Annotated in this window: 21 protein-coding genes; 15 read left to right on the top strand and 6 right to left on the bottom strand. The window is 31.2% G+C overall.

Features of this window, described 5'->3' with window-relative positions; translation table 11 throughout:
* Positions 1-4 precede the first annotated feature (4 nt).
* The 3 genes from ACLGLP_RS06365 to ACLGLP_RS06375 are packed head-to-tail and all read right to left on the bottom strand — an operon-like array spanning position 5 to position 1,822.
* Positions 5-202 (bottom strand): ferredoxin, encoded by a 198-nt coding sequence (locus ACLGLP_RS06365; RefSeq protein WP_492112443.1) that lies wholly within the window; start codon positions 200-202, stop codon positions 5-7.
* A gap of 35 nt (positions 203-237) precedes the next feature.
* A complete protein-coding gene (locus ACLGLP_RS06370) occupies positions 238-654 on the bottom strand; it encodes a hypothetical protein (protein WP_492112444.1) in 417 nt (138 codons plus the stop codon).
* A 1-nt stretch (position 655) separates the two neighbouring features.
* On the bottom strand, positions 656-1,822 hold the full coding sequence (locus tag ACLGLP_RS06375) for a P-loop NTPase (RefSeq protein WP_492112445.1): 1,167 nt from the start codon (positions 1,820-1,822) through the stop codon (positions 656-658).
* Positions 1,823-1,965: 143 nt separating this feature from the next.
* Here ACLGLP_RS06375 and ACLGLP_RS06380 point away from each other — a divergent pair, with 143 nt between their 5' ends.
* The 10 genes from ACLGLP_RS06380 (at position 1,966) to ACLGLP_RS06425 (ending at position 11,577) form a co-directional block, all read left to right on the top strand.
* Positions 1,966-2,955, top strand: a complete 990-nt coding sequence (locus ACLGLP_RS06380; RefSeq protein WP_492112446.1) for a PhoH family protein — start codon at positions 1,966-1,968, stop codon at positions 2,953-2,955.
* A 41-nt stretch (positions 2,956-2,996) separates the two neighbouring features.
* Positions 2,997-3,248 (top strand): YggT family protein, encoded by a 252-nt coding sequence (locus tag ACLGLP_RS06385; RefSeq protein ID WP_492112447.1) that lies wholly within the window; start codon positions 2,997-2,999, stop codon positions 3,246-3,248.
* Complete coding sequence (locus ACLGLP_RS06390) at positions 3,248-3,523, top strand: DUF167 domain-containing protein (protein WP_492112448.1); 276 nt, start codon at positions 3,248-3,250, stop codon at positions 3,521-3,523. The genes ACLGLP_RS06385 and ACLGLP_RS06390 overlap by 1 nt, the downstream gene beginning before the upstream one ends.
* Before the next feature lie 6 nt (positions 3,524-3,529).
* On the top strand, positions 3,530-4,186 hold the full coding sequence (locus tag ACLGLP_RS06395; protein ID WP_492112449.1) for an HAD family hydrolase: 657 nt from the start codon (positions 3,530-3,532) through the stop codon (positions 4,184-4,186).
* Positions 4,170-5,126, top strand: a complete 957-nt coding sequence (locus ACLGLP_RS06400; protein ID WP_492112450.1) for an NOL1/NOP2/sun family putative RNA methylase — start codon at positions 4,170-4,172, stop codon at positions 5,124-5,126. Before ACLGLP_RS06395 ends, ACLGLP_RS06400 begins: the two co-directional genes overlap by 17 nt.
* A gap of 75 nt (positions 5,127-5,201) precedes the next feature.
* Positions 5,202-6,494: an adenylosuccinate synthase gene (locus ACLGLP_RS06405; RefSeq protein ID WP_492112451.1), complete on the top strand. Its 1,293-nt coding sequence runs from the start codon at positions 5,202-5,204 to the stop codon at positions 6,492-6,494.
* A gap of 12 nt (positions 6,495-6,506) precedes the next feature.
* Positions 6,507-7,898: a biotin carboxylase N-terminal domain-containing protein gene (locus tag ACLGLP_RS06410; RefSeq protein ID WP_492112452.1), complete on the top strand. Its 1,392-nt coding sequence runs from the start codon at positions 6,507-6,509 to the stop codon at positions 7,896-7,898.
* 5 nt (positions 7,899-7,903) lie between these two features.
* Positions 7,904-10,120: an acetyl-CoA carboxylase carboxyl transferase subunit alpha/beta gene (locus ACLGLP_RS06415; RefSeq protein ID WP_492112453.1), complete on the top strand. Its 2,217-nt coding sequence runs from the start codon at positions 7,904-7,906 to the stop codon at positions 10,118-10,120.
* An 8-nt stretch (positions 10,121-10,128) separates the two neighbouring features.
* Positions 10,129-10,791 carry a biotin/lipoyl attachment domain-containing protein gene (locus tag ACLGLP_RS06420; RefSeq protein ID WP_492112454.1) on the top strand — a complete coding sequence of 221 codons (663 nt, stop codon included), beginning with the start codon at positions 10,129-10,131 and terminating at the stop codon, positions 10,789-10,791.
* Positions 10,792-10,863: 72 nt separating this feature from the next.
* Positions 10,864-11,577, top strand: coding sequence for a biotin--[acetyl-CoA-carboxylase] ligase (locus tag ACLGLP_RS06425; protein ID WP_492112455.1), 714 nt, complete (start codon positions 10,864-10,866; stop codon positions 11,575-11,577).
* On the opposite strand, the gene carB is transcribed toward ACLGLP_RS06425, so the two are convergent.
* Together carB and ACLGLP_RS06435 are read right to left on the bottom strand one after the other, a co-directional pair.
* Positions 11,565-14,819, bottom strand: coding sequence for a carbamoyl-phosphate synthase large subunit (carB, locus tag ACLGLP_RS06430; protein ID WP_492112456.1), 3,255 nt, complete (start codon positions 14,817-14,819; stop codon positions 11,565-11,567). The two genes, ACLGLP_RS06425 and carB, sit on opposite strands and share 13 nt — an antisense overlap.
* Before the next feature lie 55 nt (positions 14,820-14,874).
* The gene (locus ACLGLP_RS06435; RefSeq protein ID WP_492112457.1) at positions 14,875-16,695 is read right to left on the bottom strand and encodes a SurA N-terminal domain-containing protein; all 1,821 of its coding nucleotides are present in this window, start codon (positions 16,693-16,695) and stop codon (positions 14,875-14,877) included.
* A 97-nt stretch (positions 16,696-16,792) separates the two neighbouring features.
* Between ACLGLP_RS06435 and ACLGLP_RS06440 the strand changes: the two genes are divergently transcribed.
* The 3 genes from ACLGLP_RS06440 (at position 16,793) to ACLGLP_RS06450 (ending at position 19,014) form a co-directional block, all read left to right on the top strand.
* The gene (locus tag ACLGLP_RS06440) at positions 16,793-17,458 is read left to right on the top strand and encodes a cell division ATP-binding protein FtsE (protein WP_492112458.1); all 666 of its coding nucleotides are present in this window, start codon (positions 16,793-16,795) and stop codon (positions 17,456-17,458) included.
* A 157-nt stretch (positions 17,459-17,615) separates the two neighbouring features.
* Complete coding sequence (locus ACLGLP_RS06445; RefSeq protein ID WP_492112459.1) at positions 17,616-18,317, top strand: hypothetical protein; 702 nt, start codon at positions 17,616-17,618, stop codon at positions 18,315-18,317.
* Complete coding sequence (locus ACLGLP_RS06450) at positions 18,307-19,014, top strand: M23 family metallopeptidase (protein WP_492112460.1); 708 nt, start codon at positions 18,307-18,309, stop codon at positions 19,012-19,014. The genes ACLGLP_RS06445 and ACLGLP_RS06450 overlap by 11 nt, the downstream gene beginning before the upstream one ends.
* A gap of 3 nt (positions 19,015-19,017) precedes the next feature.
* On the opposite strand, the gene ACLGLP_RS06455 is transcribed toward ACLGLP_RS06450, so the two are convergent.
* Complete coding sequence (locus ACLGLP_RS06455) at positions 19,018-19,479, bottom strand: hypothetical protein (RefSeq protein WP_492112461.1); 462 nt, start codon at positions 19,477-19,479, stop codon at positions 19,018-19,020.
* Positions 19,480-19,569: 90 nt separating this feature from the next.
* Here ACLGLP_RS06455 and purM point away from each other — a divergent pair, with 90 nt between their 5' ends.
* Positions 19,570-20,616 carry a phosphoribosylformylglycinamidine cyclo-ligase gene (gene purM, locus ACLGLP_RS06460; RefSeq protein WP_492112462.1) on the top strand — a complete coding sequence of 349 codons (1,047 nt, stop codon included), beginning with the start codon at positions 19,570-19,572 and terminating at the stop codon, positions 20,614-20,616.
* Positions 20,617-20,624: 8 nt separating this feature from the next.
* Positions 20,625-21,470: a glycine--tRNA ligase subunit alpha gene (locus tag ACLGLP_RS06465; protein ID WP_492112463.1), complete on the top strand. Its 846-nt coding sequence runs from the start codon at positions 20,625-20,627 to the stop codon at positions 21,468-21,470.
* The last annotated feature ends 2 nt before the right edge of the window (positions 21,471-21,472 follow it).

The following is a 21,472-nucleotide window of genomic DNA, read 5'->3' on the forward strand; positions in this document are numbered from 1 at the left end:
TTAATTATTCTTCTTGCCAGGAAATGGCTCCCACAGGACAGCTATTTATAGCTTCTTCGCAATCACACTGAGAACAACCTTCTTGATTTTTGACAAAAGCCTTTTCAATTTGTTCATTTAATTCAAAAACTTCGGGACAGATTTCAACACATGTTCCACAACCTATACAAAGTTCTTCATCAATGGTTAAAACTTTAGCCATTTTGTACCTCCTAAGGGTTTTTATAAATATAAAATTTAGATTCCTATTTCAGGATAAATTCCGCTTTCTAAAAGTTTTCTTTTTACAAAAATAATTTTTAAATCTTTAACTTTTTTCTGAAGGAGTCTTGAATATAACCATTTATAAAAATTTTCTCCCCATCCTTTATAACTTATTACTAAAATAAGTTTTTTACAATTAATTTTTTTTAAAAAATAAGTTGCGGGGGGACAATTAAAGGTCCATTTAGGGAAACAAAAGATTATAGTTTCATTAGAGGGAGGTTCAAAAGAAGCTTTTAATGGAAGATAAGGAATGAATGAAAGGAGGAGCCAAATAGGATAAGGAAGTTTGTAAGTTTCAACTCTTTTTGGTTTTATAGAAATTTTTTCACTTAACCATTCTGCTATTTTTTGTGAGGTGCCTGTATAGGTAAAATAGTAAATATCCATTTTAATGCAATTGTTTTTCTCTTAAGAGATCCTCTATTAAGTTGTCTGGCGATTCAGTTGAAGTATCGGTAATTAAAACTCTTATATCGTTTTGCGAAATACAATCTGCAAGTTCTTTGGGAGGATCAAAAAGAAGAATATGAGTCACAACCTGTTCTTTCAGAAAATCTATTAAGCTCTGATTTTCAACCTTTTTAACAATATCTTTTACCAAGATTTTATTGTTTTCTATATCGTAAATTGCAAAAAGTTCAAATTTTTCTGGTTCAGTTTCCAATTTTGAAGGGGTGCTAATAGGTATAGCTACTCTCATGAACCTTTCTTCTAATACATCTTTTTTCATTTCTTCAGTTGCGACAATGATATTTCTAACCAGTTCTTCAAAAGCTTTAGCTGTAATACTTTCTGGATAGGCAGCTATTATTGGTTTTCCAGCATCTCCTGTATCTACAATTCGAGGATCAACGGGAATACGACCTAAAAACCTTACTCCTAATTCATCCGCAAGTTTTTGTCCCCCTCCCTTTTTAAATATATCTACAGGTTTCCCACAATGAGGACAAATAAATCCGCTCATATTTTCAACTATACCGAGAATTCTTAACTTAATTTTTCTACAAAAATTTAATGCCTTTTTAACATCTATTAAGGATACTTCTTGAGGCGTTGTTACTAAAAGGGCATAGGCATCTGGCATAGTTTTTGCGACAGTTAAAGGTTCATCCCCTGTTCCAGGAGGAGCATCAATAATTAAATAATCAAGCTCTCCCCAGTCAATATCTCCTATAAACTGTCTTATAGCAGAGTGCTTAATAGGTCCTCTCCATATTACAGCTGTATCCTCTGAGGGTAAAAAAGATTCTATAGAAAGAAACTTAAGGTTAGGGGAGTATTTTATAGCACCTAACTTACCATCAGGTCTTCTTGAAAGTTTTAAGTCTCTTGCCCCAAGCATTTTAGGGACATTAGGACCGTGTAAATCTACATCAAGAAGTCCTACCATAAGGTCTTGTAAGGACAATCCTACAGCTATATTAACTGCAACTGTGCTTTTCCCTACTCCACCTTTACCAGACATAACAAGAATTTTGTGTTTTATTTTGGAAAGTTGTTCTCTTATTTTTTTATCCTGTTGTTCCGCAATAAAGCTTTTTTCTTTTTTGATCATCAATTCCCCCCTTAAAAATAAATTCAACTTGAGTATTTTAATCTTAACTTTTCTTTTGTCAAATTAACTTGAAATTGTTTTAAATTCATTTATTATTTAAATAACTTTAAAATTAAAATTTTAAGTTGAGGTGATAGGCAAACATGAATTTGGAGAATGTAAAAGAAGAAATTGTTACAAAAGAATTGGTTTTTGAAGAATATCCTGTATTGCGTGCACTTTACGGGGAAAGAGGTGCACATTTTAAAATTTTGGAAAATCATTTTAGGGTTCAACTTTCTCTTAAGGGGAATCATGTCTTTATTACAGGAGAGCCTATAGATTCTGAGCTTGCCGAAAAAACGATAGAAGAACTGTATTTACTGGTAAAGTCTGGTTATAACCTTTATCCTTCGGATGTAGAATATGCTTCAAGAATTATTCTGGAAAATCCTCAAGCTAAATTAAAAGACATTTTCTTAGACACTATATTTGTAACTTCTGGAAGAAAGATAATAACTCCCAAAGGAGTGACTCAAAAAAGATATATAGAAGCTATAAGAAAGTCTGAAGTAGTTTTTGGAATAGGTCCTGCTGGGACAGGAAAAACCTATCTTGCTGTAGCTATGGCAGTATCTTATTTAATGAAAGGAGAAGTAAATAGAATAATCCTTGTAAGACCTGCTGTTGAAGCAGGAGAAAAACTCGGATTTTTACCTGGGGATATAACAGAAAAAGTAAATCCCTATTTGAGACCCCTTTATGATGCCCTTTATGATATGCTCTCATTTGATAAAGTGATGAGACTTTTCCAGAAAGGAGCTATTGAAATTGCTCCCCTTGCTTTTATGAGAGGAAGAACTCTTAATGAAGCATTTATTATTCTTGATGAAGCTCAAAACACTACTTCAGAACAAATGAAAATGTTTCTTACCCGTTTAGGACAAAATTCTAAAGCTGTAATTACAGGAGATATAACCCAAATAGACTTGCCAGATCCTAAAAAATCTGGATTACTTGAAGCTATAGAAATATTAGAAGGTATCGAAGGAATTACCTTTGTATACTTTACCAAAAACGATGTGGTAAGACATCCTATAGTTCAGAAAATTATAGAGGCTTACGAAAATAAAGGAAAAACCGTAAATACTTAAAAATGGCGTTTATAAAGATATTGCTAAGGTCCTTTATTCAATTGATAGATTTATTATTAACTATTTACATCTGGATTATTATAGCTCGTGCTATCATTTCTTGGGTAAATCCTTTTCCCTTTCATCCTGTGGCGAGATTTCTTTATAGAGTAACAGAGCCGGTATTAGCCCCGATAAGAAGAATAATCCCACCTGTTGCAGGAATTGATGTTAGTCCTGTTATTGTTATTTTCATTATATTTGTTATCCAAAATTTTCTTAATTATCTTAGTATAAAACTTTTCATGTTTTAATGATTTTACAAATAAAAGTTAACCCAGGGTCTTCAAAGGACAAAATTATTTTTTTTAAAGAACCCAATTTTTTAGAAATAAATTTAAAAGCAAAACCAGAAAAAAACAAGGCTAATGAAAGTTTATGCCAGTTTTTAGGAAAACTTTTTAAAATTCCCAAAGAGCAAGTAAAAATTCTAAAAGGAAAAACAACTAAAAATAAACTTGTTAAAATAGAGGAACTTACTGAAAAAGAAGTATTAGAGTCAATTAAGAAGGCTTTAGAAAAAGGTTAAAGATTTATGAAGGATTATTTATTTTTTGATTTAGACGGAGTTATTTTAGACAGTATGCCTTATCATGCTAAAGCCTGGATAGAAGCTTTTTCTTATTTTGGGCTCAAATTTGAAGAAATAGAAATTTATCTTCATGAAGGAGCAATTGAACTTGATACTGCAAAAGATATGTTTCTTAAAAAAGGGATAAATCCCACGCCTGAATTTTTTAAAAAGATTTTTAAAATTCAAAAAGAGATTTTTAAAACCAAATATGCAAATTTAGTTAAACCCTTTCCTGAAGTGCCTGATTTATTAGAAAATTTAAAAAAAGAAAAAAAGAAAATGGCCTTAGTTACGAGTTCTCATAGTGAAATTTTTAATGAAGTATTTCCTAAAAAATTAATTCCCTATTTTTCCGTAATAATAACGGGAGATAAAGTTGAGAGGAGAAAACCTAATCCAGATCCATATTTAAAAGCTCTTGAAATCTTTAAAATTAAAAATGAAGAAGCCCTTGTGGTGGAAAATTCACCTGCAGGTATTATGTCTGCAAAAAATGCTAATATTTTCTGTATAGGAATAACTACCACTCTTCCTGAAAATCACCTAAATCTGGCTGATTTAATTGTAAAAAATCATAAAGAACTTTGCGAGATTTTGTTAAATGGGAAGAAAGAATAATGTCTCCTCTTTTTATTATGAGGAGTACTTTAGTAAATACGAAAATTTAATCCCAGATTATGAAAAGTTTCTTCTTTATCTTAAAATTCCTATGCCTCAATATTTTAGAATAAACACTTTAAAGGTTTCAACTAAAGAAGAACAGGAATATTTGCTTGAAAGTCTCAAAGAAAAAGGAGTCTTTTTTGAAAAGGTAAAAGAGGTCCCCTATTTTTACAGAGTGCTCAATAATGAGGAAGTGTCTTTAGGAAATCTTGAAGAGTATAGTTTAGGACTTATTCATTCTATGACGCTTTCAAGTAGTCTTCCTGTTATAGCTCTTGATCCAAAACCAGGAGACTTAATTTTAGATATGTGTGCAGCTCCGGGCGGAAAAACAGGTCTTATAGCAATGGTAACAGAAGATAAAGCCATAATTGTCTCAAATGATAAAAGAATTGATAGATTGACTGCACTTGTAGCTAATATTAAGAGACTTGGAATAACCTGTGCTATTACTACAAGATATAGAGGAGAACAATTTCCCTTTGGGATACCTTTTAATAAAATTTTAGTTGATGCTCCTTGCACAGGAGAGGGAAGATATAGAGTAGGCTTAGAAGGGGAGATTCTTTATCAAAAAGGAACAGGAAGAGCTAATCTTCCTTCTATTCAAAAAGGTCTTCTTATTAGAGCTTTTGATCTTATTGAACCAGGAGGAATAATAGTGTATAGCACATGCACCATAAATCCTAAAGAGAATGAGGAAGTAGTTGATTATCTTCTTAGAAAAAGACATGCAGAGATAGTAGATTGGGAGTCACCTTTACCTTATCATCCAGGGTTAACTGAATGGGAAGGAAAACCCTATCATCCTTCTTTAAAATTGACTAAACGTTTTTACACTCACGAGATTCAGGCAGTTGGTTTTTTTGTAGCTAAAATTAAAAGAATTAGTTAAAAAATCAAAATACTTTGTAATCTTTAAACTTAATGGTATAATACATTTTTTGGGGAATAAGGAAGGAGGGGTATTATGCCTGCCTTAGTGGTAGTGGGGACTCAATGGGGAGACGAGGGAAAGGGAAAGATAGTTGATGTTCTTACAGAAAAAGCAGATTATGTAGTCCGTTTTCAAGGAGGAAGTAATGCAGGACATACTATTATTATAAATGGAAAAAAATATATTTTTCATCTGATACCCTCTGGAATACTTTGGCCTCAAACAGTTTGTGTAATAGGAAACGGTGTAGTTGTAGATCCTGAAGTATTAATTGATGAAATAGAAAAACTCAAAAAGGAAGGATTTGAGATAGATTCTAATAAACTTCTTATAAGTGAAAAAGCTCATACTATAATGCCCTATCATAAAATTCTTGATTTAGCAAGAGAAAAAAAGGCTAAAAAAGATAAAATAGGAACTACTTGTAGAGGAATAGGTCCTTGTTATGAGGATAAAGTTGCAAGAAAAGGTTTTAGATTGATAGATCTTACTTATCCAGAAGTTTTTAAAGAAAAATTAAAAGTTATTCTTGAGGAAAAAAATTTTATTCTTAAGTATTTTAATGAGGAAACCATAAAATTTGAGGATATTTATGAAAAATATGTAAGATATGGAGAATATTTGAAAAAGTATTTAACAGATGTTTCTTTAGTCCTTTGGAAAGCAAAAAAAGAGAATAAAAAAATTTTGTTTGAAGGAGCTCAGGGGACATTTCTGGATATAGATCATGGAACTTATCCCTATGTGACTTCATCTAATACACTTGCTGGAAATGCCTGTTGCGGCACAGGACTTGGTCCTCTTGAGATAGATATGGTTTTAGGAGTAGTAAAAGCTTATACCACAAGAGTTGGAGAAGGTCCCTTTCCTACCGAATTAAAAGATGAGATAGGTAATTATCTCAGAGAAAAAGGTAATGAGTTTGGTTCAACTACTGGAAGACCAAGAAGATGTGGATGGTTAGATCTTGTTTTGGTTAAAACTGCTATAAGACTTAATAGCATTAAAGCTCTTGCTCTTACCAAACTTGATGTTCTATCAGGACTTGAGAAAATAAAAATTTGTGTTGATTACGAGTATGAAGGAAAAATTATAGATTATTTACCTGCAAATTTAACTGAAATAGCTAAGCTTAAACCTATTTACAAAGAAATTCCAGGATGGAAACAAGATATTAAATCTATTAAAAATTTTGAAGATCTTCCAGAAGAAACAAAATTGTATATAAAAACAATAGAAGAGCATTTAGGTATTCCCTTTTATTTAATTTCTACTGGTCCGGAAAGGGAAAACTGTCTTATTTTAAAAAATCCCTTTGAAGATTAACTTAAAAATTTCATGAAAGAAAGAGTTCTTATTGCAAATAGAGGGGAAATTGCATTAAGAATAATGGAAGCTTGTAAAGAATTAGGTATTGACTATGTTGCTGTTTATACTAAGGAAGATCAGGAATCTCTCCATGTGAAATTAGCAGAAAAAAAGTATAGAATTTCTGATTACAATGACATGAATGATATTTTGGCAGTAGCTGATGAAGCTAAATGTACTGCCATACATCCAGGTTATGGCTTTCTTTCAGAAAATTATAGATTTGCAAGAAGAGTAGTAAAAAGAGAAAGACCACTTATTTTTATTGGTCCTTCTTGGGAAACCATAAAAAATTTGGGGAACAAACTTTTTTTGAAAAAATTAGCTAAAAATTTAGGAATTCCGGTTATTCCAGGAACTACAGAGCCCATTTATAATGAAATAGAAGCAGAACTAAAAGCAGAAGAACTCTATGAAAATCTCAATTCAGAAGGTATTAACAATCCATCTTTATTAATTAAAGCTGTTGCAGGTGGTGGAGGAATGGGAATTGCCGAAGTAAAAGACTTAGAAGAACTCCGTCCAACCTTTAGAAAAATTAGAGCCTATGCTAAAAGACTTTTTGGTGATGAAGGAATTGTTATTGAAGCCAAGATTCCTTGTATACAGCATGTAGAGGTCCAAATCCTTGGAAGTAAACACGGAGAATATGTTCATTTTGGAACAAGAAATTGTAGTATTCAGAGCATTTCTAAACAAAAAAGAATAGAAATAGCTCCTGGGTTTGATGAAAAAGGCGAATATAATTTTGATTTTAGAGAAGTTGAAAAAAATATAATTAATTATTCTTTAAAGTTGGCTAAACATTTTAACTATGATAATGTAGGGACATGGGAGTGGTTAATAACCCCTGAAGGTAATTATTATCTTATGGAAGTAAATACAAGAATTCAAGTAGAAAATGAAATATCAGCTAAAATATCCTTTATCAGGGGTAAACAAGTTAACCTGATAAAAGAGCAGATAAGAATTGCTTTTGGCGAAAAATTGGGATACTCTCAAGAAGATATTGAGTTTAAAGGGGTAAGTATTGAATTAAGATTAATTGCTGAGGATACAAAAAAAGGATTTATACCTCTAAGTGGAACCATTACTAAGTTTAGCTGGACTGAAAAACCTTGGCTTACTATAAGAACCCATGTTCCTCGAGACAAACCTTATACTATTCCTACTCAGTTTGATCCTAACTTAGCCTTAGCTATAATTTATGGAGAAAATTTTGAAGAAGCAAAAAGGAGAAGTTTAGAATTTCTGAATGATGTTATAATAGAGGGATATACTCCAAAAGGAGAAAAGCTCATTACTAACATAGAATTTTTAAAAGAAAACATAGGATTGCTTTACAAATTTGTAAAAACTTAAAGATTATGAAACTAGAGTGGCACAGGAAAATTAAAGATCTTTTAGATACCGCTGTTTATGTAAGAGATATCAAGGGAGAGGACTTTTTAAATATTTCTTCTCTTGTAGAAGAAATTTCTAAAGTTTATGAAAATTTTTATCATTATGATGCAAGTTTTATAGAAAACTTTATTTTTCAAGTTGATAGCAGACTTAAATTTATCATGGAGGAGGGAGAAAAAACTCTTACTCCTTATGAAATTGTTAAAATTACAAGACATCCCCAAAGATTTACTCTTCAGGATATTTTGGAAAATGTTTATGATTCATATATGGAATTAGGGGGAGAGGGTGAGCTAAATATAGATCCTGCTATTGTTTGTGCTAAAGCAATGCTAATTAGAAAGGTTGATAATGAGCTTTATTTTCATCAGGTTATGGTTATTGGACACGAAAAGGGGCATGGAGAGGAATTTCGTCAAGGAGGAAGTGCTAAACCTTGGGGTAATGAAAAGGCTCTTCGTTATATGAAAATGGCTGAAACAGAAGGTATTCCTATACATTTTTTTATTTTTACTCCAGGGGCTTATCCTATTGAAGATTATCCAGGTGCAGCTCAACAAATAGCAAGAAATTTATATTATATGGCAAAATTAAAAGTACCTACTATAGCCTTTATTTCAGAAGGGGGTTCTGGAGGAGCAGAAGCTATAGGACTTGCTGACATGAGATTGATGGCTGAAAAAGGTTATTATTCAGTTATAAGTCCTGAAGGTGCAGCAGCCATTGTAGCCAAACTTAAAGAAGGAAGACCCCCCAGGGAATTAGTAGAAAAATGTGCAAGAGCTTTAAAGCTAACTGCTAAAGATAATTTAGAATTTGGAACTATAGATAAAATTATCCCTGAACCACCTCTTGGAGCAAGAAGAAAAGATTTTGACTTTTTTAAAAGGTTAAAATTTGAACTGATAAAAGCAACAGACGAAGTAATACTTCAAACGAGAAGTCTAAAATTTTTAAGAAAATATGCCCTTTCTAAACAAGATACAGAAGATTTTAAATTCTTTGTAAACTGGGATCTTGATGAAGATGAAATAGAAATTTTGATAGAAAATCGATATAAAAAATATAGAAAAATGTCTCAATGGGCGGTTTGTGAACCCAAAAGTGTATTTAAATCTTTTTTTGATTTTGGACACAATTTGGGATTAAAATTTAAAAATGAATTAAAATATAGAGTTCTTAAACCAGGACATAAAGGATTTAAAAAATTTTTTGATGAGTTAACCACAGAGTCTTCTTTACTCTTTAAACCGGTTTCAGATCCAGTAAAAACAGTATATAATCTTATTGTAGGCAAAAAAATTAAACCCAAACTACATGTCCCAATTTTAGCTGAGGAAGAAATCACTCCATATACAAGTCCCTTAGCTTTGGAAGACAAAACCGTAACTTGTCCTCAAGCTGAAAAATACGGATGTCCTGATATATGGGTGCCTGATCTATATGGGGAATTTTGCGGAGTTTGTCCGAATTGTGGATATCATTTTCCATTGGAATATAAATGGTATCTTAACAATCTTTTTGATAAAGGCAGTGTTAAAACATTCAATGATGATATAGCTTCAGGAAATCCTTTAGAATTTGAAGGATATGCAGAAAAATTGAAAGAAGCAAGGGAAAGAACAGGTTTAAAATCTGCTCTTCTTTCCTTTGAAGCGAAAATAGGGGGTATTTCCTTAGTTGCAGTTATGCTGGTAGGAGAGTTTAGACAGGGTACTGTAGGGGTGGCTGAAGGAGAAAAATTTATTAGAGCTATTGAACTCGCTAAAATTACTCGCCGACCATTTTTAGCTCTTGTTCATACTACAGGAGGAATAAGGATTCACGAAGGAACTCTTGGAGTAATTCAAATGCCAAGATGCACTATGGCTGTAAGAGATTATGTAGATGCAGGTGGACTTTATATAGTAGTTTATGATAATAATTCTTATGCAGGACCAGTTGCAAGCTTTTTAGGTGCAGCTCCTTATCAATTCGCCCTTAAATCAACAAGACTTGGTTTTGCAGGACCAAGAGTAATAAGAGAAACAACCGGACAGGATGTCCCACCTGATTATCACAGTGCAGAAAATGCTTTAAAAAGAGGACATATTCAAGGTATTTGGGATAGAAGAGAATTAAGAAAAAAACTATTTACTGCGCTTCTTACTATGGGAGGTAAAAACTTATACTATAGGTAATTTGAGATATGAAAATAGAATATCAAAACCTTAATCTAATTTTACAAAAATTTAAGGCAAATCCTTATAAAGTTTATCCAGTCCAAACTCCTCATACAGGATATATAAGAGAGTTTAAAGTTAAAGAAGGAGATTTAGTAAAAGGTCCATCAGGTAAATGGCTTGAAAAACCTGGCACCCCCCTTTTTGTATTAGAAAGAGAGAAAAATCAAAAAATTATTAGAGCAAAAATAAATGGAATTGTTCAAAATCTTAGAGAAGAGCTTTTAAATAAATTTGTAGAAGCTGAGGAAACGATTTTAGAAATTAAGCATCCTTTTTCTCAAGAGGAAATTATTTCAGAAATATTACTTTCAGCTCTTTATATAGTAAGAGCTCCAGAAACAGCAAGGTATGTGTTAAGTCCGGCACTCGCTTCAAGACTTGAAAAACAGGGATTAAAAAAAACTAAAGTTAAAAAGGGAGAAGAGATTTTAATAATGACTTTCATGAAAAGAGAAACCCCTATTTATTTTACTGAGGATGGAGAATTTGTAGTGTATCATATCTATTTTACACCTTTTCAATTAGTAGAAAGGGATCAACCTTTGATTGGCTTTTGTCCCGAAGAAAATCTTTCTTATCTTCAAAAAATTATAGAAAGAATAAAAGAAGAATGGCCTAACTATTAAAAATTGGATTATTCTAAATATTTTCCAGAAATAGGTCAAGAAGTTTGGCATTTTAGAAGGCTTCCGCGTGCAATGGAAGTTATTAAAAACTTAATTAAAATTTTTCCAGAAAAGGCAAATGGAAGGATTGTCAGAGCTGATATTCTTTCTGAAGCCAAAGGTAGATTTAACAGAAAATGGTTTGCTGAAAAGGGAGGTTTTTGGATGGCAATAAGTATATACGATGAATTTCTGGAAGAAAGTTCATTTTTTATTCCTTTAATCTTTGGTCTGACAATGGCTAAATGTGCCCACCATTTTAATATAATTCAAGCAAGAATTAAGTGGATTAATGACCTTCACCTTAACGGAAAGAAAATGGGGGGAGTACTAATAGAAAAATTTGACAACTGGTATATTGCTGGCATAGGAATAAATGTTAATAATCCTTTACCCCCAGGAATTCCTGCCATAAGTTTTAAAGAGATTTTAAAAAAAGAAGTATCTATCCTTGAGGTTCTAAATGTTGTTATTTACTGGCTAAGATATTACTTTGGTTTTTTAAGATTTTATGAGAGAAAAAAACTCGAAGAAGAAGAGATTTTAAATTTAATAGTAGAAGATTTTAAAAAATTTTCTGATACAATTGGAAAGTGTGTAGTTTATTCTTATAACTTTGATGTAGAGGAAAATTTATTAGTGGGTAAAGTTTTGGATATTACAGAAAAAGGAACTTTATTAATTAAGGATAACTTTTCTGAAGAAGTTTTGGAGATTTTTTCAGGAGAAATATATTATGTTTTGTAAAATTTGTAATCTAAATAGGTATAATATTTTTGTAAAGACGAAAAGGAAAAACTTTTTGATTTCATCTTTTTTATACTTTCAACCATGGCTCTTGCACAGGAGAGAGTGGTAGCGTAGGGAATATCAAATTCCATAGTATATCTTCTTATCATATATGCATCGCTTTTACTTTCTTTTCCTTTGGCAGTATTTATAGCTAAAGCTATTTCTCTGTTTTTAATGAGATCAAGTATGTTTGGTCTTATGTGATCTGATATTTTGGGAACTTCTTCTACTTTTATTCCAAAAGATTTTAATACATTTGCAGTCCCTTTAGTTGCAATTATTTTAAAACCAAGTTCTGATAATGTTTTTGCAATAGGAACTACCATTGGTTTATCTTCGTCTTTAACAGAAATAAAAACTGTTCCCTCAGTTGGTAACTTCATGCCTGCAGCAATTTGTGCTTTAGCATAAGCTAAGGCTGGATCCCAGTCTATACCCATTACTTCACCAGTAGATTTCATCTCTGGTCCCAAAATAACATCAACCTTGGGAAATCTTTTAAAAGGAAAAACTACTTCTTTTACTGAATAATATGGAGGAACTACTTCTTTTGTGAAACCTATCTTTTCTAATGTTTCTCCTAACATTATCCAAGTAGCAAGTTTAGCGAGAGGAACCCCTATTGCTTTAGAGACAAAGGGAATTGTTCTTGAGGCTCTTGGATTAACTTCAAGTACATAAAGTTCGTTGTCTTTTATAGCGTACTGCACATTAATAAGTCCGATAACCTCAAGTTCTTTAGCTAAAAGTGTTGTTGCTTCTTTTATCTCTTTTATAAGTTTAGGAGGTATATGCAGAGGAGGAAGAATACACGCTGAGTCTCCAGAGTGAATTCCTGCTTCTTCAATATGTTCCATTATCCCAGCTACAACCACTATCTTTCCATCTGAAATTGCATCTACATCAATTTCTATAGCGTCTTCTAAAAATTTATCTATTAAGATAGGATGTTCTGGGTTAACTTTAGTAGCACTCTCTATGAATTCTTTAAGTTCTTCTTCTGTATAAACTATTCTCATTGCCCTACCACCAAGGACATAAGAGGGACGAACAAGAAGGGGATATCCTATTTTTTCAGCTACAGCAAGAGCTTCATCTACACTGAAAGCAGTTCCTGCTTTTGGTCTTTTTAAACCAAGTTTTTCTAAAAGTTGATCAAATTTTTTCCTGTCTTCAGCTCTGTCAATGTTTTCCGGAGATGTACCAAGTATTTTTACCCCTGCTTTGTAAAGAGGAACAGCTAAGTTAATAGGGGTTTGTCCTCCAAACTGAACTATTACTCCGTCTGGATTTTCTTCCTCATAAATATTTAAAATATGCTCAAAAGTTAGTGGTTCAAAATAAAGTCTGGTAGAAATATCATAATCAGTTGAAACTGTTTCTGGATTAGAATTAACCATGATAGATTCTATTCCACGTTCTCTCAAAGCTAAAGAGGCATGGACACAACAATAGTCAAACTCTATCCCCTGCCCTATTCTGTTTGGTCCACCACCTATTATTAAAACTTTTTTATTTTTAGAAACTCTTGATTCATTTTCAACTTCCCAGGAAGAGTAATAATAAGGCGTATACGCTTCAAATTCTGCAGCACAGGTATCAATAAGTTTAAAAGTAGGATTTACACCTAAGGATTTTCTATATTCTCTAACCTTAGTCTCAGTAGTTCCTGTTAAAAAAGCTATTTGATAATCAGAGAAGCCCATTTGTTTAAGCTCCCTCATTTCTTCTTCATCAATTTCTTCTAATTTTTTACCTTTAATCTCTTCGCTTTTATCAAAAATCTCTTTTAACTGATACAAGAACCAGGGATCAATATAGGTTAGGTTATAAATTTCCTCTATTGTAAAGCCAGCTTTGAAAGCTTCTCTTATATAAAAAAGTCTTTGACTGTTAGGACGAACAAGTTTTTCTCTAATTACCTCCTTTGGCAATATAATTCCTTGGTCAGAAGGAGACTTTCCATCAGCTCCAAATCCAAATCTACCTATTTCCAATCCTCTAATAGCTTTTTGAATCGCCTCTTTAAAAGTTCTACCTATTGCCATGGTTTCTCCAACCGATCTCATAGAAGTTGTTATTTCATCTGGACATTCTGGAAATTTTTCAAAAGTGAATCTTGGAATTTTAACTACTACATAATCTATAGTAGGCTCAAAAGCGGCTTTAGTTTCTTTTGTAATGTCATTGGGCAATTCATCAAGAGTATAACCTACCGCTAATTTAGCAGCTATTTTAGCAATGGGATATCCTGTTGCTTTACTTGCAAGTGCAGAGGAACGAGAAACTCTTGGATTCATTTCAATCACAACCATCTCTCCATTTTTAGGATTTATGGCAAACTGAATATTAGATCCCCCTGTTTCTACTCCAATCTCTCTAATTATAGCTTGTGCAGCTGTTCTCATTCTTTGATATTCTTTATCTGTAAGAGTCTGAGCAGGAGCAACAGTTATAGAATCTCCTGTATGAATTCCCATGGGATCAAAATTTTCAATAGAACAAATAATTACCACATTATCTTTAAAATCTCTCATTACCTCTAATTCAAATTCTTTCCAACCTATTACTGACTCTTCAAGCATTACTTGATGAATTAAAGACATTTCAAGTCCAAGTTCTACTATTTCTCTAAGTTCTTCAATATTATAGGCTACCCCTCCTCCTGTTCCACCAAGTGTAAAGCTTGGTCTAATTATTACAGGAAATCCTATTTCTTTAACAGCCTTTTCAGCTTCAAAAATAGAATGAACGATAACACTTTTTGGAACTTTTAATCCTATATTTTCCATAGCTTTTCTAAAAAGCTCTCTACTTTCTGCTTTTTCTATTGCTGATGCTTTAGCACCAATAAGTTCAACTCCGTATTTTTCAAGAACTCCCTTTTTAGCCAAGGCAAAAGCTATATTAAGTCCTGTTTGTCCACCTAAGGTAGGAAGTAAAGCATCAGGGCGTTCTTCTTTAATAATGTATTCAACAGTTTCTGGAGTTAGAGGTTCTATATAAGTTCTGTCTGCCATTTCAGGATCAGTCATTATGGTAGCAGGATTAGAATTAACTAAAATCACTTCATATCCTTCTTCTTTAAGTGCTTTACAAGCTTGACTTCCTGAATAGTCAAACTCACATGCTTGACCAATTACTATGGGTCCAGAACCTATAATTAGAATTCTTTTTATATCAGTTCTTTTAGGCATACTTTCACTTTTTAAATTTTTTTATTATGTCACTTTTAATTAAATACTGAAAAAACTAAAATTTTTCAAAGACTGGATAGATTTTAACTTTAGCCTTTTTTCTGAAAGCTTGATACCATGCTGTAAACCACATTTCTCTTTTTTCTTTCAAAATTGTCAACAAGGCTTCCAGAATTTCGTCTTCTCCGAGTTTACCCTCAAAAGGTATAATTTTCTGGGCATAAAAGATTTTTAAAATATCTTTATCCCATAAAGGCTTTTCTATTAGCCCTATTTTACCTACATTCATCAATTCCTGAGAAATTACAGGTGGAAACTTATCTTTTATTTCATACCTTTTTATACTAAACTCTTTGATACTAAAATCTTTAAAAATAGGATCACTTTTGGTTAATTCTTTTTTATTCTTTAAATTTTCAATCAATTGTTTTGCTTCTTTCTCACAAAGCTCTTTTCCTTTATCATTAAGATAATCTTTTTTTACTTTCTCTTTTGCTTCTTCAAATGAGAGAGACCTTTCTGGTTTTTTATCCTTTACTTCAATTAACAATATTCCCTGCAAAGTTTCAATAGGAGATAAAAAATCTCCTTTTGAAGAATTAAAAACCTCTTGCGCTAATTTAAAATTGTTGAATTTTTCACTTAATTCTTTTTTTGAAAGCCAGTCTGTTTCTTGTAAGGCAATGTTTTTATTTTTAGCCCAGACACTCAATCCATTGGCTTTAACTATTTCTGCATAGATTTTATTTGCCTTTTCTTTAGTTTCATTTACGATCTTTTCTCTCTCTAAAAATCTGCGTATCTCAGCTCTTACTTCTGGTAATTTTAAAACTCTTTCTGGTTGTATTTCTTCAATTCCTAAAATTAAGAATCCTGAAGGGATTTTGATAGGTCCAAGAATATCTTTAGGATGAGAAGTTTTTATAATATTTTTTATTGTCTCAGGAAAAGAAGACTCTTCAAACCATTCCCCATTTTTTACCCCAAATTTGGAAAAGTCCTCAAGAGACTTTAATTCAGCTCTAATAGATTGAGCTTTTTTGAAAGCATTTGGCTCACTATCTGGTATAAATATTCTTTTTAATTTTACCCTTAATGGCTTTTTAAATCTTTCTATGTTTTTTTCATAATAGGCTTTAATTTCTTCTTCTGTAACTTTTGCTTCACCTTTATAAGGAATGAATAAATAGCTTAGCTTAACTTTTTCTTCTTCTTTATAAATGTCTCTGTGAGCAAGATAATAATTTTCCAGATCCTTCTCTGTGTATTTTATTTTTTGAATGTAATTGCTTAGAGGGAGATCAAATTCCAATATATTTAAGGTTTGTTTATTGTAGTTTAAAAATTCTTTGGCTTCTTCTTCAGAAACAATGATAGGTCCGGTAAGAAGAAGCTTTAATCTTTGATAAATAAGGTCAGATTTTATAAGTTTTTCAAAAAACTCTGGAGAAATCCTAAGTTCTCTCAAAATATATTGGTACTTTAAAGGACTAAATTTTCCATTTTCTTGGAAAGATGGTATTTGGGAAATTGCATAGGTTATTTCTACAGGTGTTATTTTTATATTTAATTTCTTTGCTTGATCTTCTAAAAGTTTAATTCTTATCAGTTCTTCTAAAACCTGATCTTTAAAATTGAGCTTAGCTAAGTCTTTAGGTGAAATTTCTCCAAAAGTTTGTTTTAGTCTTGAGAGTTGAAAGTTATAATATTCTTCAAATTCATTTAAAGTAATAGGTATTCCATTAACTTTGGCTACGAGATTTTTTCTTTCAGAAGTAAAATTGCCTATTCCCCAGAATATAAAGACAATAACGATAATTGCAAGAAAAAGTTTAACATATAAAGAGGTTGCGCCCTTTCTTAAAAATCTTAACATAAAAGCTTTGTCTTTAAAATTTTTCTAAATATAACAAAAAGTTATTAAATGTCAAAAGATTTGTTAAAATAAATTTTTTAGCTATAATAAATTTTCAATGAGCTTAATAACTTTTCAGAATGTGAGCAAAATCTATCCTCCTTTTTTTAAGGCTCTGATAAATATAAATTTAAAAATTGACAAAGGTGATTTTATAATTTTGACAGGTCCTACTGGAGCAGGAAAAACCACTTTGCTAAAACTCATTTATAGAGAAGAAAAACCTACTTCAGGAGAAATTTTTTACGAAGATATACCCTATTCCAGATTAAATAAAAAAGAGATAAGTCTTTTAAGGCAAAATTTAGGAATTATTTTTCAAGATTACAAACTTTTTCCAGAACTAACTGTATATGAAAACATAAAAATTTCTTTAGTTCTTTCTCAAAAATTTTTTAAAGATTTAAAATACCTTATTTATGAATACTTGGAAAGATTTAATCTTTCAGAAAAAGCACAAAAAAAAGTAAAAGAGCTTTCAGGAGGAGAGCAGCAGAAAGTAGGGATAATAAGAGCCATTATAAGAAATCCAGAAATTTTGATAGCAGATGAACCTACCGGAAACTTGGATCCAGCAAGTATAAATGAAATACTGGGAATTCTCAAAGATTTTAACAAAGAAGGAAAAACTATTATCCTTGCTACTCATGATCCTGTTATATTAAATCAAAATTTGGGGAGAATTGTAAGACTTAATAGAGGTGAATTAGTAGAGGATGTTTAGATATTTAAGCAAAATTGAATTAAAACAGAGTTTCTCCTATTACTTCTTTCTCTTTTTATTCTTCTTTTTTTGGAACTTTTTTTCTTTGTTTATTGTGTATTTTTATCTAAATATTCAGAATATTTTGCAAATCTATCAAGACAAGATACCAATAAATATGCTTATTTTTTCAGAAAAAAATCCACTTAATGTTTTAAACTTAGCTTCAGAAATTGAGAAAATTCCTTATGTTAAAAATATAGTTATAGTCCCTCCAGATAAACTGCTGGAAAAATATAAAAATGATTTGCCTCCGGAAATACTTAATAGTTTTTCTCAAGAAGAACTTAAAGATGAATTTCCTTATATTCTTAAGATTTACATCTCATCTATAAAAAATTATCAAACCTTAAAAGATCAGCTTAATCTTTTAACCAAAGCAAATCTTAATATAGAAATATATGAGCCAAGTTTTTTAAAATTCATATACTTTGCCTATTTTTTTAAACTCGGTTTTATTGTCCTTGCCATATCTTGGACCTTATTCTATGTGATTTTTTTATATTTTTTAAACAATTTAATAAATTCTTATTTAAAAAGCCAAACTCAAATTTTTTTATTATTGGGAGGAACCCTTAGAAAATTTAAACTTTTAAGATTTCTCTTTGTGGTGCTAATTTTAGTTGTAGCTTTTTTATACTCAACTCTTTTATATTTTTACATTTCAGATGGTGTGTCATCTCTTATTCCTCTTTTTAAAACCTATCCCAACTTTTCTAAGGAAGTTCATATCTTATACTTTGGAATTTATGTATTTTTTGTTATATTCTTTCTACCTTGGTTTACTATAATCATAAGTTATAAAGATTATGAAATTTAAAATAAGTCTTTTTTTGTTATCGCTTTTGATTTTCTCAGCTATTTATGGTTCCCTAAGCATAGCTAAAGACATAAATAATATACTTAGATATAAGAACGAGCAACTAAATGAGCTTGAAAGAAAAAAGAAAGAATTAAAAGCTTTAAAAGAAAGACTTCTTAAAGTCTACCTTGCTTTATATGTTAAGAGAATTTACAAAAATGACATATCTGAGCTTCTAAAAAGTTCTGATTATTTATTCTTTTTGAAAGAAGAGGAAATGTTTAAATTTATTGAAAAAGCCTTATTAAGAAAATTAATTAAAATTACTGAAGAAGAAAAAGAGCTTGATATAGCTTATAGTAAAATTTTAAAGGATATAGAAAAATTAAAAAATGAAGAAAAAATAAGAAGTTTAAAAGCTTTGGCAGTAAATCCAATAAATGGTGAACCTATAAAGGAAGGTAGGCATTACCTTAAAGTAAAAGAACCTGTCTCTATATTAGCACCAATTGATGGTATTGTAAGAAGGATCTCCTATAAAGCTTCTGAAGTTAATGTAATAATAGAAGGTGAAAAATGCACAGCTTCTCTTTCAGGACTTGATGAAATTACTGTAAATATAGGAGACCAAATAGTTAAAAAACAAGCCATTGGGAAAATAAAAACTCCTAAAAATTTATCCCTTTTTATTAATTGTAGACCTTCTAAAATTTAAATCCTATAAATTTTTTAAAATTTTTGGTTCTAAATATGAAAAAAGTTTACCAGGAAGATAAAGCCCGCATCCAAGTATCCATTTCTTGTTCTTTAAGATTACATATCCTGGTTCCAAATCAAGATTTATTTCAACCTTATTTTTTTCCTTTAAAATTAAAATAATTTCCTCTGGAAGATGAACCACATTTTTTTTTGCTAAATAGCCAAATCTTTGTAAAAATGCAGAAGTTGGTTTTAAATACTTAGAAACCTGTCTCATAAATAGCAATCCTACTGTTTGAACCTGAAGATTTTTCAGTTTTTCCAAATATTCAGTTTTAGGAAAAAGCCAGAAATTAGATACTCCTCTTAAAATTTCGTAATTATCAAAGTGAAAAGCTTCTATACCAAACCTATCTTCTAAATATTTTAAGACTTCTTCCCTTTCTTCTTTTGAAACCTTTTGAGGAAATCTTGTTTCCATTATGGATTTTATATTTTATCTTAAAAACTTGTTTTTGACAAAATGTATTATAAAATTTAGAATTCAAATTTTATCAAAAAGAGGAACAAAATGGGGACAGCAGAAAAGTATAGAAATGCTGGAGTTGACCTTGAGAAGGCTAATCTTTTAGTAGAAATTGTAAAAAAATTTGCCTCTCAACTTCCTCAAAGAGGGGTAATTTCTGAAATAGGAGGGTTTTCTGGTTTTTTTTCTCTTGATATTTCATCTTATAAAAATCCAGTTCTTACAGCTTCAACAGATGGTGTAGGAACAAAAATCAAAGTTGCTATTATGGCTAATAGCCATAAAGGGATTGGGATAGATCTCGTTGCGATGTGCGTAAACGATATAATAACCTGTGGAGCAAAACCTTTGTTTTTTTTAGATTATTTAGCCTTTGGCAAATTTGATGAAAAGATTTTTTCAGAACTAATAGAGGGAATAGTTGAAGGGTGCAAAATTTCTGAATGTGCTCTTCTTGGAGGAGAAACTGCTGAAATGCCAGGTATGTATGCGGAAGGGGATTACGATTGTGCAGGATTTGTTATAGGTATTGTAGAAAGGGATAAAATAATAGATGGTTCAAATATTTCTATCGGAGATGTCATTTTAGGAATTTCTTCCAGCGGACTTCACAGTAATGGTTTTTCCTTGGTAAGAAAAATTCTATTTGAAGAAAATAAATTTGACTTAGATTATATTCCCGAAGAATTAGGAAAACCTATTGGAGAAGAAATTTTAACTCCTACGAAAATTTACGCACCTATTATAAAAACTGTGGTTAATAAAAATCTTGAAATAAAAGGATGTGCTCATATTACAGGTGGAGGATTTATAGATAATATTCCAAGAATACTACCTAAAAATTGTAAAGCAGTAATAGAAAAAGGCACATGGGAAATTCAGCCTATTTTTTCCTTTCTTCAAAAATTAGGAGATATTTCTGAAGAAGAAATGTTTAGGGTTTTTAACTGTGGAATAGGCTTTGTTATGATAATTAATAAAGAGATTTTAGAAGATGTGCAAAATATTGTGTCAGCATTGGGAGAGAAATGCTATGTTATCGGTTATATTGATAAAAGAGACGAACAGGAAAAACAGGTAGTTTTTATTTAGGAGAGATTATGTATTTTCAGGATGTAATAGCAGAACTTAATAAATTCTGGGCAGGCCAGGGATGTGTGATTTTACAGCCCTATGATATGGAGGTTGGAGCAGGAACTTTTCATCCAGCTACCTTTTTAAGAGCACTTGGACCAGAACCGTTTTCAGCAGCCTATGTAGAACCTTGCAGAAGACCAACAGATGGAAGATATGGGGAAAATCCTAATAGATTACAGCATTATTATCAGTATCAAGTAATAATCAAACCCTCTCCGGATGATATTCAAGATATTTATTTAGAAAGTTTAAAAGCCCTTGGTATAGATCCAAAAGAACACGATATAAGATTTGTTGAGGATGACTGGGAGTCTCCTACCCTTGGAGCATGGGGGCTTGGATGGGAAGTTTGGCTTGATGGAATGGAAATAACTCAATTTACCTATTTTCAACAAATAGGAGGTTTTGATTGCAATCCTGTTACTGTAGAAATTACTTACGGACTTGAAAGAATTACTATGTATCTTCAAGAAGTAGAAAACATTTTTGATATAAAGTGGAATGAAAAAGTAACTTATAGAGATATTCATTTTAGAGGGGAAGTAGAATACTCTATCTATAATTTTGATGAAGCAGATGTGACGCTTTTAAGAGAACTTTTTGACAAGTTTGAAAGGGAAGCAAACAGACTTTTAGAAAAAGGGCTTGTTTTACCAGGTTATGATTTTGTTATAAAATGTTCTCATGTATTCAATTTACTTGATGCAAGAGGAGTTCTTTCTCCTATAGAGAGGGCAAATTATATAGGAAGGGTTAGAGGAATAGCTAAAAAAACCGCTGAAAAATGGTTGGAAAGTAAAGGGTATTAAAA

It is taken from the genome of Caldimicrobium sp. SLHALR3 (assembly GCF_058692735.1).